Origin of the sequence: Streptomyces sp. NBC_00433 (assembly GCA_036015235.1) — a bacterium.
GTDB lineage: Bacteria > Actinomycetota > Actinomycetes > Streptomycetales > Streptomycetaceae > Actinacidiphila.
Window position 1 is genome coordinate 1,365,825 of record CP107926.1, and the last position, 12,547, is coordinate 1,378,371.

The 12,547-nt window shown below is 71.5% G+C and carries 5 protein-coding genes; 2 read left to right on the forward strand and 3 right to left on the reverse strand.

Features of this window, described 5'->3' with window-relative positions; all coding sequences use genetic code 11:
* Positions 1 to 62 precede the first annotated feature (62 nt).
* Positions 63 to 3,965 carry a S8 family serine peptidase gene (locus tag OG900_05285; protein ID WUH89617.1) on the forward strand — a complete coding sequence of 1,301 codons (3,903 nt, stop codon included), beginning with the start codon at positions 63 to 65 and terminating at the stop codon, positions 3,963 to 3,965.
* A gap of 263 nt (positions 3,966 to 4,228) precedes the next feature.
* On the opposite strand, the gene OG900_05290 is transcribed toward OG900_05285, so the two are convergent.
* Together OG900_05290 and OG900_05295 are read right to left on the reverse strand one after the other, a co-directional pair.
* The gene (locus tag OG900_05290; GenBank protein ID WUH89618.1) at positions 4,229 to 4,681 is read right to left on the reverse strand and encodes a MarR family transcriptional regulator; all 453 of its coding nucleotides are present in this window, start codon (positions 4,679 to 4,681) and stop codon (positions 4,229 to 4,231) included.
* 782 nt (positions 4,682 to 5,463) lie between these two features.
* Positions 5,464 to 9,438 (reverse strand): S8 family serine peptidase, encoded by a 3,975-nt coding sequence (locus tag OG900_05295; GenBank protein ID WUH89619.1) that lies wholly within the window; start codon positions 9,436 to 9,438, stop codon positions 5,464 to 5,466.
* Between the two features lie 200 nt (positions 9,439 to 9,638).
* Here OG900_05295 and OG900_05300 point away from each other — a divergent pair, with 200 nt between their 5' ends.
* Positions 9,639 to 10,754, forward strand: a complete 1,116-nt coding sequence (locus tag OG900_05300; GenBank protein WUH89620.1) for a helix-turn-helix domain-containing protein — start codon at positions 9,639 to 9,641, stop codon at positions 10,752 to 10,754.
* A gap of 424 nt (positions 10,755 to 11,178) precedes the next feature.
* On the opposite strand, the gene OG900_05305 is transcribed toward OG900_05300, so the two are convergent.
* Positions 11,179 to 12,297 carry a hypothetical protein gene (locus tag OG900_05305; GenBank protein WUH89621.1) on the reverse strand — a complete coding sequence of 373 codons (1,119 nt, stop codon included), beginning with the start codon at positions 12,295 to 12,297 and terminating at the stop codon, positions 11,179 to 11,181.
* Between the last annotated feature and the right edge of the window lie 250 nt (positions 12,298 to 12,547).

A 12,547-nucleotide genomic window follows, 5' to 3' on the forward strand; every position in this document is an offset into this window, starting at 1 on the left:
CCTTGTCATGTCACATCCATACGTTGTGATCAGATCCGCCGATCGCCACCTCTGGAGACAACGTGAAGCTCCCGTTCGCCCGAAGATCCGCCGTGCCGATCGGGGTCGCCCTCGTCGCCGCGCTGATCACCCCCGTGCAGGCCTACGGCGCCGCCCCGCCCCTACCGTCGGCGGCGACGCCGGCAGCGGCGGGCGGCCCGCGGCCTGCGCCGGTCACCGTGACGCTGATCACCGGCGACAAGGTGACGGTGACTCCGGGTGCCGACGGGTCGGCCCTCTCGGTGGACGCCGTCAAGCGCGCGCCGGGCGCCACCGGTTCGGTACGCACCTCCGTCGAGGACGGGGACACCTACGTCTTCCCCGACGAGGCCATGGCCTACGTCGCGACCGACCGGCTCGACAAGCAGCTCTTCGACATCACCCAGCTGATAGCCCAGGGTTACGACGACGCGCACAGCAGTGGACTCCCGCTGATCGTCACGCAGACGAAGGCCCCGGCCGCCCTCAGGTCCGACCTCGCCAAGGGCCCGGCCGCCCAGCCGCCCGGCCTGGACCTGCCGGGGGCGGAGACCACGCTGAGTCTTCCGTCCGTGCGCGGGGAGGCGGTGCGGGCGAAGCGGTCGAAGTCCGCCGCCTTCTGGACCGCCCTCACCGGCACCGCGCGGCAGACCTCCCGGCTCCCGGCGGCGCCTTCCGGTGGGACCGCGGACACCGCGCCGTACGCGGCGGCCGCCTCGGCCCCCGATGCCGCGCCGGCCTTCACCGCCGGTGTCGACAAGGTGTGGCTCGACGGCAAGGCGCAGGCGACCCTCGCCGACAGCACCGCGCAGATCGGGGCTCCCGCGGCCTGGGCCGCGGGAGGCACCGGGGCCGGGGTCCGGGTCGCGGTACTTGACACCGGGGTGGACCTCACCCACCCGGACCTGGTGAACCGCATCGTGGCGTCCAAGAACTTCGTTCCCGGCACCGACATCCTCGACCGGGCCGGCCATGGAACCCACACCGCCTCCACCGTCGCCGGTACCGGCGCCGCTTCCGACGGCAAGGAGCGGGGAGTCGCCCCCGGCGCCGATCTGCTGGTGGGCAAGGTCCTCGGCGACGACGGGTCGGGCGCGATGTCGGGGATCATCGAGGGCATGGAGTGGGCGGCGCGGACCGAGCACGCCAGGGTGATCAACATGAGCCTGGGCACTCCGGTCTGGCGCACCCAGGACGACCCGCTGAGCCAGGCGGTGAACCAGCTGACCGCCGAGACGGGCGCGCTCTTCGTCATCGCCGCGGGCAACACGGGCAACAGCCCCTACAGCGTGACCGCACCGGGAACCGCGGACGCCGCGCTCACCGTCGGGGCGGTGGACGCCTCCGACCACCTCGCCGACTTCTCCGCCGCCGGGCCGCGCATGGACGACGACGGCCTCAAGCCGGATCTGACCGCTCCCGGCGTGGACATACTGGCGGCACGCTCGCAGTACATGAACGACGGAGGTGACGGCTACTACCGCTCGGACAGCGGCACTTCCATGGCGGCGCCACACGTCGCCGGGGCTGCCGTCCTGCTGGCGCAGAAGCACCCCGAGTGGACCGGGCAGCAGATCAAGGACGCGCTGATGAGCACCAGCGTGCCGACCCCCGACTACAGCCCCTACCAGGCCGGCAGCGGCCGGCTCAACGTGGCCGCCGCCTACCACCAGGCCCAGGTCATCGCGACCGGATCGGTGGACGCGGGGCTCGTTCGCTGGTCGACCGACCCGCAGCGGAAGCGGATCACCCGGCAGATCACGTACACCAACACCACCGACGCGGCGATCACGCTGGACCTGTCGACCGACCACGGCGACACGCCCGCAGGGGTGTTCACGCCGGCCGCCGGCAGCGTCACCGTACCGGCGCTCGGATCCTCGACGGTCGACATCGTGGTGGACCCGAACGGGCTGGCCCCCGGCCAGTACGCCGCCCAGGTCACCGCGCGCTCCGCGCACGGAGAGGTGCACACGGCCGTGGGGGTCTCCGTCGAACCGGAGAAGTACGACCTCACCATCCACCTCAAGGACCAGGCCGGCAAGCCCTTGAGCGGCGACGTCGAGATCGCGGGCGCCGACGGGAAGACCGTCGACAAGTGGGTCCAGGACGGCACGCTCACCAGCCGCTGGGCCCCCGGGTCGTACACAGCCGTCACCACGGTGGATGTGCCGGGTCTGCACGGACCCCACTCCCTCGGCTTCGCGCTGCTGACCGTTCCCGAGTTCGACCTGACGGCCGACCGGGACATCGACCTCGACGCCTCGCGGATACGCCAGGTGAAGGTGGCGACACCCAAGCCGACGAGCATCGCCACCAGCAGGATCGACGTCTACCGCTCCTTCACCTCCCGCACGCCCACACCCGGCGACAAGCAGGCCCTGCACGAGAACTTCTGGCCCTCGGCCGCCTACGACAGCCTGTGGGCCCTCCCCACCAAGGGCAAGGTGACCAAGGGCAGCTTCGTCTTCACCACGCGGATCCGTGCCGTGCAGACTCCGCTGAAGATCACGTACGGCGGGCAGAGCCTCGATGACGCCCTGGTGGTGCAGCCCGGTTCGGCGCTGCTGCCGGACGGCACCACCCGCCTGGACGCCGTCTTCGCGGGCGGCGGCTCGCCGGCCGACTACGCCGGCCTTGCCGCCCGCGGCAAGGCCGTGGTCGTACGGGCCGGTGGCACCGCGTTTCCCACGGATCAGGCAGCGGCGGCGCACGCCGCCGGCGCGGCGATGCTCCTGGTGGTCAACGACGGCGACGGTCGGGGAGTCGACTGGTACGGCGAGCCCGACGGCGCGACGACCGGGCAGATCCCGGTCGCCTCGGTCGCCACGGACGAGGGGGAGGCGCTGATCAAGAAGATCGCCTCAGGAAAGGGCCGGGTGAAGCTGGCAGCCGAGGCGCACCCCGCGCCGGCGTACCTGTACGACCTGGCCGATTACCACCTGGGAGGGGTGCCCGACGACCCCTCGCCCGCGACGGATCCCCGCAGCCTCGCCCGCATCGACCTCGCCTTCGCCCCGCCGAACGGCGAGCAGGTCGTCGAGAGGCGGGAGGACAGTCCGCCGTACGAGAACGGGCCGGCCGCCAACCCGCACGCCGTGTACGGGATGGTGCGGGTAGCGAAGTTCCCGCTGACCCTGGCCGCCCCCGGCGGGCGCACCGACTGGGTCTCCACCGGACCCGGCGTCAAGTGGCAGCAGTACGCGAGTATCGACGGCTGGCAGTCCAACACCGACGTGCGGTCCTTCCAGCCGGGCAGCGTGCAGAAGGACCGCTGGTTCGGCCCCATCACACGGCCGCGGCTGACCAGCGCCGAGATCCCGTTCCGTGGCGGGCCCGGCATGAGCCTCTTCATCACGGGACCCGCGGGTGACGCGGGGTCGGCGCACAACGCCTACGCCGGCCTGGTGTCGGGGACGTTCTCGCTCTATCAGGGCGACACGCTGGTGACGCAGCGCAGAACCCAGGACGCGCCCTCACTCGACGTCTGGGGCCTGTCACCGCAGGAACTGCCGTATCAGCTGGTCGCCGACACCACGGCGGACCCCGCGTTCGGCCCGTACTCCCCCACCACCCACACCGAGTGGGACTTCACCTCCGGCGCCCCTGAGGACGTGGACGCCGAGGCCGTCCCGCTGGCCCAGCTGGACTACGGAACCGACCTGGACCCCGAGGGGCGGGCGAAGCGCACCTCGGACTTCTCCATCACCCCCCAGGTCCTCGGCAGCGACTCCGCCCACGACGCGATCTCCTCGGTCACGCTTGAGGTCTCCTACGACGACGGGGCCACCTGGCACCGCCAGGACCTCAGGGAGAAGCAGGGCACCTGGAAGACGTCCCTGAAGGCCCCGCACGGGGCCGGCTACGTCTCCATCCGGGTCACCGCCAAGCAGCGCAACGGCGGCGGCATCACCCAGACCGTCGTCCGGGCCTTCGGCCTGAAGTGACACCCCGAGGGGCCGGTGGCCGGCGCGTCCACGCGCCGGCCACCGGCCCCTCCGCGGTGATCCGGATCGGCCTGGACAGCCGCGTCACCCTCGTCGAGGAGATACGCCCCCTGGTCGCACAGCGCCTGCCCGTCGGGGCCGGCACTGTGCGAACCCGCCGCGGCACAGCACAGGGCGGAAGAGGAACTGGTGAATCGGGCGGAACCGCACCTCGCGGCCCGTTCCGCGGAACGGAAAAAGCGGGAACGGGGTCAAAGGCCGGCTCAGTCGAGTCGGGCGGCGACCTTCTCGAACTGGTCTGCCAAGGTGGCTACCGTGGGCTTGTCCAGAAGGTCCATGACCCGCTTGCGGGCACTGGCCAGATTCGCCGGATAAGCGGCCTCCAGTCGCGTCCGGCCCTCCGCGGTCAGACATGCCACGCTGCCGCGAGCGTCATTGGTGTCGCGTCGCTTCTCCACCCAGCCACGTGCCTGCATCGCGTCCACCACCCGGGACATCCGGCTGACGGACAGTGCCGTGGCCGAGGCAAGGTCGGTCATCCGCACTTCGGGCTCCGTGACCTCGGACAGGTGCACCATTACCGCGTACTGGGTCATCGTCAGCCCGGTCGCCCGCAGGAGGTCCTCGTCCAGACCCTTGGGCAGGGCCACCATGACCCGCATGAGGGCACGCCAGAAGCGCTCTGCTTCCTTGTCCAGCGGGACTTCGGCTGTCATTCGTGTCCACTGCCTTCCCATTCGTCCTGTCTGCACTATCAGAGTCGTCATGTCGGAAGCAGAGGGGTTGCAGCCACCACTGGTTGCGGAGAAGGCGCCGCCCTGTGGTTGCGGGAGGCGCCTTCGAACGGCACGCAGGCAACTCGAGAGGAATCAGCAGAAGTAGCCGCCACCAGCCTTAGCCGTCCCACCGGTCGCAACGGAGGCATCGTCACTGGCGAGGAATGCCACGGCGCCGGTCAGGCATCCGGCGACGACGCCTGAGACCCGGGTGCGGCGAGAGCGTGGACCACCACCGGGCCCGCGCGGTAGGCCTGAGGGACGCGGCCCGGCCTCCCGCGCGACGCCGGGGACTCCCTCACCCCTACGAGCATCTGCATGCATAGGTTGCTTGCGTCCGCAAATCATGTGCGGATACGGGCGTCGCACCGTGGGGCGGGAAGCGGATGTCCCACCTGGATGTCCTGGCGGAGCACGGCGAAGACGGGAGCGACGTCCGTACGTGCCGACCGAGGTCGATCCGCGACCGGCTCCGCCCGTCCCCTTCCGGGTCCCCCATCGCCCCGGGTATACGCCCCTGACAGTGGCGGCCGCAGTCCTCGCGGTACCGCTCTCCGCGCTGCGCCCGCTGATGCCGAAATGCCCGGAAAGGGTGGTGCGCGTATGGGTCGCGGCCACCGAAGATCACCCGGGCATCGCCGCAGCTCACAGCGCTGAATCGTAGCGGCACAGCCCGGCAGCACCCGCTCATGGGCGCTGCCGGGCCGATGCCAACCGGGTACTCAGTAGGAGAACCGCTCCAGGCCGTTGGCCCACGGGTTGACCAGGTAGGCGGTACGGGTGGCGGGGTCGAGGAACAGGCCGCGCCGACTGGTGAAGTCGAAGTTGGACGTGGTGATCGTGGAGTTCACCAGGTTGGCGACGGGGTGGCGCCCCACGACCTTTCCGGTGTCGGGGTCGATGACGGTGATCTCGCTCAGGGCGTTGTTGTCGCCGTCGGTGCCCGCCTCGTACAGATCGGCGACCACGGCGAGGTGGTGCTGCGGGTCGAGGGCCGGCCACATGACGCCCCGGGTCCCGAGGTCGCTCGGGGCCGACGTGGTCAGCGTCTGCTGGTCCGCGGTACGCCAGTTGCTCGTGGGGAAGTCACCGTTGCTGTAGTCCGGGGTCGCCGAGCCGGCCGCCACGTACACATGCTGTCCCTTGCCGTCCGGCAGCAGTCCGGCGGTGCAGGCGGGCATGACCGCGAGCGGCGAGACGGTCCGGGCGTCGGGGTCGACCGACACGGCCTGGTAGGGTACGCGCCCGGACAGGCAGGGGCCCATCGTCCCGGACGTGGCGACGAAGAAGGTCCCCGTCGAGGAGTCGACGGACACGCTGCTGAAACTCCGCCCCGGGCTGGCCGAGTTGAGCGGGAGAGGGGCGGACAGGTCGCCGGTGGCCATGTCGAGCGTCCGCAGGGCGGCCTCACCGGTCACCCCGTTGTAGGTCGTGACGGCCGCCCGGTGGCGGACCGGGTCCACGACACCACCTTGGAAGTAGAGCGACGAGGAGCCGTCGGCCGACGTCAGCGGCGTCGTCCGCACCTCGGCGCCGGTCCTGGTGTCGCGCAGGTCGAGCAGCGCCGGGGAACTGCTGTCGAAGGGGGTGCGGGCGATGAGCGTGTGCCCGCTGCCCGTGTCGGCGCCGACGACCTCCTGCATCATCGAGCTGCCGGTGTCCTGCGAGAGCGGCACGCCCAGAGTCCCGCTCTTCAGCGAGTACGACTGGGTGGTGGAGCCCTGGAGCACCGTCCATCCGTCGTCGCCGGGCTCGAAGTCGTCGGTCGCGATCAGCGCCCTTCCTTCGCTGATCTCGAAGTTCTCCAGCGTCCCGGGGACGGTCTCACCGTCCAGGTATTCCGTGAACGAGGTCGGCGACGCCTGGCCGACGGGCTTGCCGCCGTACGTGGCCAAGATCCGGACCGGGTACTGCAGGCCTGTGGGCAGTCCCAGAGCCTTCAGGTCAAGCTGGGTGGTGCCCTTCACCGAGGGCAGCGTGCGGAGCAGCGTCGAGGCGTGGTCGACACCGTTGTCGTCGCGCCCGCTGCCGTTCTGGTTGGTGGTGGTGTTGAGCGCCCCGTACAGCGTCGGCGCGGGGGTGAGGAACTCGACGGCCGCGCCGTCCGCCCCGGCCACGCCCTTGGCGTCCCAGGAGATCTTCAGCCCCGAGGAAGCGTAGGCCACGCTCACGGAGTGTCCGGTGGCGCCGTCGGCGGTGGTCAGCACCGGTGCCTGGGGGCGCTGGTCGGCGTCGGGACCGATGCGCAGCGCCCGGAAGTCCCCGAAGACCTGGCCGCCGCCCAGGGTGACGCCGACGCCGTAGAGTCCGGCGCCGCCGGCCTGGAAAGCGGCGGCCGGGATGGTCACCGACCCCTTGGTGGCCGACAGCGGAGTGCTCCACTGGGTGCGCCACTTGTCCATAGTGGTGAAGGGCGTCCAGTGCCCGACCGAGGAGAGGGCCAACTCCGGGTCGACGGCGCCGCGCAGTCCGGTGAGGTCGTAGTGCACGGTGACGGGCTTGCCGAGCGGGGCCGAACCGGGTGCGGTGGGCGCCTGTGGCTGCTCGTAGGTGCCGTCGGTCCCGCCGAGGGTGATCCGGCTGGACGCGGACGCGACGGCCCGGCCGCCGTCCAGCGCCTCGAAGGTCACAGTCAGGGTGCGCGGGGCGGCGCTGACCAGCGGGAGGCCTGCTGCTGCCAGCAGTTCGCGCGGCAGGACCCGCAGGCTCGGCCCGGCCGAGGGTAGCGACCCGTGGGCGCCGACCTTCAGACGGTACGACAGGTGCTCGCTGCCGCCGGTCAGGTCGAGTCCGAAGGTGAGCGGCGCCAGGGTGTTCTGGCCGGACGGGTTGTCCATGGCGTCGAGGGGCCCGGCCAGGTCGACGGCGGCCGAGTCCGTGGCCTCGACGAAGCTGGTGCTGGGGGTGGTGGAGAGCAGTTGCCGCTGGGCCACCGACAGGCGCACCGCGGACGGGGTGAGGTGGTGACGCCGGCCGAGCACCTTCTCCACGGCGGCGGTCACGTCCAGCTGCGGACCCATGGTCAGCGGCTGGTCGGTCTGCGGCGGCTGGGCGATCGGGCGTCCGGTCTCGACCAACAGGTCCCGGACCTGGGCGGGGGTCAGCTTGCTGCCGGTTTCCTTGGCCGCGGCGAGGACGTCGGCTGCGGCGGCGGCGATCATCGGACCCGACGCTGAGGTGCCGCCGTTGAGGACCACGGAGGTCCCGTCCGAGGTGTGGATCAGAGAGGGCAGGTTGTCGCCCGGCGCGGCCAGGTCCACCCGGGTGCCGAAGCCGGAGGAGTAGCCGGCGGACCCGTTGTAGCGGGTGGTCGGATAGACCGCTGTACGGACGTCGCCGGAGGTCAGCGTGTCGTCGACGGTGGTGCCGCCTGCCGCGATCACCCCGGTGTCACGGACCAGCGAGGGGGTGGTCGTGGGGGCGACGTCCTCGATGTCGGTCTGCGCGGTCCGGCTCGACGTCCGGTCGGTGGGCGTGCTGCCGCCGTCAGGACCGACGGAGACGGGCAGCCCCAGCCGGGTGCCGTCGTTGGACGAGACGACCACGACGATGCCGGAGTCCACGATGGAGGCCAGGGTGTCCCGGATCACCGGGTCGTCCTCCAGCCATCGGGCGGGGAAGCCGATCGAGCCGTCGGTGCCGAAGCCGAGGCTCGCGGTGATGACGTTCGGGCGCGGCTTCTGCGCGGCGGCGGCCTTCAGGGCGGCGGCGATGCCGTCGGTCGACGGCTCCTGGGGAATGACGAGCCGGTACTGCGCGCCGGGCGCGATGCCCAGCAGGTCGCTGGCGCCGCTGCCGGTGTTCTCGGGTCGCTGCCGGTCGTGCGGCAGCGGGGACATCATCGAGAAGTCGAGCAGCACCTCGGCGAGGTTGGGGTCCTGGCCCTCGGTCGATCCGGTCGGGTCCAGCCGGCCCTCGTTGTCGCTCGTGTAGGTGGGGATCAGCGGCAGGGAGGGGTAGTCGAGATAACGCTGCCCGCCCTTGACGACGGTGGTGGGGCCGTACGCCTGGACGTACGAGTCGCCGTTGTCGGCCATCGACTGGTCGGTGAGGTCGCCGAGAGACACGTTGGTGACGATCTGCCCGGCGCCGGGCAGCGCGTGCAGGTAGGTCGCGGAGTCCGCGAAAGCACCGGCCGCGTCGACCCCGCCGGCGTTCAGATAGGACTGGAAGGAGGTGGCCAGCCCCGCGTTGGAGGGGAGCCCGCCGGTGACGGCCGTGGGCCCGGCGAGGGACCTGCGATCGGAGGCGGCACCGCCGACCGCCTTGCGGACAGCGGCGGGAAGCGGGACGGGACCCGAGTTCATGGTCTGCGGGCGGACGGTGGAGCGGGCCCCGCCAGTGTCGCCCGCGACCTGATAGGGCTTCAGGCCCACGGCGTTCACGCGGCGCTGGAGCAGGTCGGCGGTCGGGGCAAGCGGGGTGCCCAGCCCGGTGCGGCCCTTGGTGGTCGGTACCGGGAACACCCGGGTGCTGCCGTCCTTGCCGGTCAGCGTGCCGGTCCCGTCATCAGACCAGCGCACCACCGAGCCGTCGGACAGGGTGACGGTATGCGCCACGGGGGCCGCACCAGCTGCTGTGGGCGGGGGCTCGCCGGTGGAGGCGGGAGTGGCGGCGTGCACCGCCGCGGGGGTCCCGGCGGCCAGCAGAGCGGCTGCCAGGGTCCCGAGTGCGACCCGTCTGAAGCGTATGGACATGCGCCATCCTCCGATGATTCAGAGAAGTGAATATTTACCCTTCTCAGTGATCGCGGCTCCGACTCACCTTGACGGTGCAGCGTCACACTGGACAAGATCCTTTGATTGCGGGTACGCGCAGTTGCCCACATGAGAGCCGGTCCCGTTGGTGACGGGGCCGGGTACGGCCACTGCGCGCTCTCGACCCGCAGGAGCTGCCGATGGACACCTCCGCGGACGACCCGTGGACGGGGGCGGGACCGGGCCCGTGGGTCGGCGCCGGACTGGACCCGCTGGCCGGGCGGATACTCGATCACCTGGTCCGCCATCCCGTCTCGGGCACCGCAGCCGTAACGGCAGCCGTCGCCGCACCTGCCACCGCGGTCAGACGGGCGCTGCGGTCCCTGGAAGCCGAACGCCTCGTCATCCGTGCCTCCGGGCGCCCGATCCGCTGGAGCGTCGGGCCGCCACGCGTGTCCCTCGGCTCGCTGCTGGCCCGCCGACGGCAGGAACTCGCCCTGGCGGAAGAACACATGGAGCAGCTCGACGAGGTCTACCGGGCCTTGGCGCACCCGCGGGCGACACCGCGTCCCGTCGAGGTCCTGGAGGACGAGGTGGAGGTCGCGGCCCGCTACCTCCACCTCCTCAAAGCCAGCCGCCACGAGGTACTGCACCTGGCGAAACCGCCCTACGTGACCGCCACCCCCGACGGACCCGGACCGCGCCAGCGGCCCGCCTCAGACACGGCCCACGACGGCGTACGACTGCGGTCCGTCTACGACAGCGAGGGGCTGACCGACCCGGTGTCCCTGGAGACCGCGGTCCGCGGCACTTCGCTGCTCCACGGGGAGCTGCGGATCAGCTCCGGACTCCCCCTCAAACTGGCGCTCTTCGACCGGACCGCGGCCCTCCTGCCGCTGCGCGGCGACCGGCCCGGACTGGGCTCGCTGCTGGTGCACTCCCCCGCCCTGCTCGACGTGCTCGCCGCCTTCTTCGAGAGCGTCTGGGAACGCGCGGTACCCGTCTCGCTGGAGACCCTGCGGGACTGGCGCGTTCCCTACCAGGCCCCCCTCGGTCGGGAACCCGACGCGCGGACCCGGGAGATCCTGCACCTGATGGCCACCGGGCTGAAGGACGAGGCCATCGCCCGGGTGCTGGGGGTGAGCAGGCGGACCGTCCAGAAGCACGTCAGCGAGGCCGTCCAGACGCTCGGGGCCAAGACGCGCTTCCAGGTGGCCCTGCTCGCGACGGAACGCGGCTGGCTGACCGGCTTCGCGGCGAGCCGCGGGGGGCCGCCGGTGGGCGGCGGGGACGGCGTGGCCGACGGCAATCCGTGATCGCCGTCGGGGAGCGTGCTGCGGCAGTCCGCGCGGAGTAGGTCCTGCGGGTGATCTGATCGCACTCCTTCGTCTCTCCCATGGGCGTGCGTGCCAGGGTCGGAGCACGTCCGTTGTCGCAGCGCGCCGCGAGCGGGGGTCGCGGGACCATTGGACGATCGGCGCCGCGGCTGCGCTGCCACCGTCGACGGTCGCTGACGCGGCTCGTGTGGCCCGGAAGCGGGGGCCGCACTCGCCCAACGGCTGCCGGAGAACGGCTGGCACGTGGTGTGCAACGGTCCCGACTCCAGCCGGAACCGCGACCAGGAGATCCTTGCCACCCACCTGGCGACGAAGATCCAGACGGACGTGACCTGGGAGAAGAATCTCCAGTACGGCGACCCGCTGATCCAGTTCGACGTCGTACGGCTGCGGGTCGATACGCCTAGGGCGTCCGCGTCACGAGACTCTGCACGGTGTCGCCGGTGTTGCACACCACGGTCGACGTCGAGGGCGCCGCCACCGTGTAGCCGGGGAGCACGTACGTCAGGCCGGACAGCACGTTCTTGCAGGTGGCCTCGACGTGGTACTGGCCGGAGTCGCACTGGGCGTTCCCCTGGCCGTAGAAGTGGTTGCTGCCCTGGGTGACCCAGTCGGTCCAGGTGACGCAGCCCGTCACGCCGGAGGGCGGCGGGTAGGCTGCCGCCTGCACGGTCTCGGCGGTGTTCCCCGTGTTGCACGTCGTCGTGGCGGTGGCCGGAGCGGAGACGGTGCCGCTGTAGATGACGTACGCGGTGCCGGTCTGGTTGTTGCGGCAGACGATCTTCACCCGGTACTGCCCGGAGTCGCACTGGGCGTTCCCCTGGCCGTAGAAGTGGTTGCTGCCCTGGGTGACCCAGTCGGCCCAGGAGACGCAGCCCGCCGAGCCGCCGGACGGCGGGTACGGGACCGCCTGGATCGTCTCGGCGGTGTTCCCCGTGTTGCAGGTCGCGCTCGTGGTGGCCGGGGCGGACACCGCCCCTGAGCCGCTGATGACGTACGCGGTGCCGGTCTGGTTGTTGCGGCAGACGATCTTCACCCGGTACTGCCCGGAGTCGCACTGGGCGCTGCCGCGGCCGTAGTAGTGGTTGCTGCCCTCGCTCACCCACTCGGCCCACGAGACGCAGCCCGTAAGGCCGGTGCCGAGCGGGTCGGCGACGGCCTGCACGGTCTCGGCGGTGTTGCCGGTGTTGCAGGTCGCGCTCGCCGTCGCGGGCGCGTTGACCGCCTGCGTGCCGTAAAGGGCGTACGCGGTGCCGGTCTGGTTGTTGCGGCAGACGAGCTTCGCCTTGTACCGTCCCGACGTGCACTGGACGCTGCCCAGGCCGTAGAAGTAGTTGCTGCCCTGGGTGACCCACGACACCGAGGTGGTACAGCCGCTCGGCTCCACGAGTGGAGTCACCGTGTGCGGTCCGGCCGTGGCCGCGGCCCGCGCCGGCTGCGCGGAGGCGACGGCGGGCACGGCGGCTATGGGCAGCAGACCCAGCAGGGCCGCGCCGAGTACGACCAGCAGGCGTTTGATCATCACACATCCTCAGTCGAGGTACTGAGCAAACGGACCGTACGACTGCGGAAAGTATCAGCGCTTGAGCGCAGCGCACAGGGGCGCTTTCGGCCATGGCATCGCGAGTCCGCCCGTGGCGCCTGAGCCCCCCAGAGCCCGCGCAGCAAGCACCCGCGGCCGGCCCGGGACGGCCCCCCCGGGGCCTGGTGGACCTCGGCCCTCGCCGGACTACGCCGCCCGCCCCCGCCCCGCGCCTGCGGGGGCCCGTCCC

Excerpts from the sequence above, each read along its gene's own strand:
- OG900_05290 (WUH89618.1), bottom strand. The coding sequence starts at position 4,681 with ATGACAGCCGAAGTCCCGCTGGACAAGGAAGCAGAGCGCTTCTGGCGT.
- OG900_05295 (WUH89619.1), bottom strand. The coding sequence starts at position 9,438 with ATGTCCATACGCTTCAGACGGGTCGCACTCGGGACCCTGGCAGCCGCT.
- OG900_05300 (WUH89620.1), top strand. The coding sequence starts at position 9,639 with ATGGACACCTCCGCGGACGACCCGTGGACGGGGGCGGGACCGGGCCCG.
- OG900_05305 (WUH89621.1), bottom strand. The coding sequence starts at position 12,297 with ATGATCAAACGCCTGCTGGTCGTACTCGGCGCGGCCCTGCTGGGTCTG.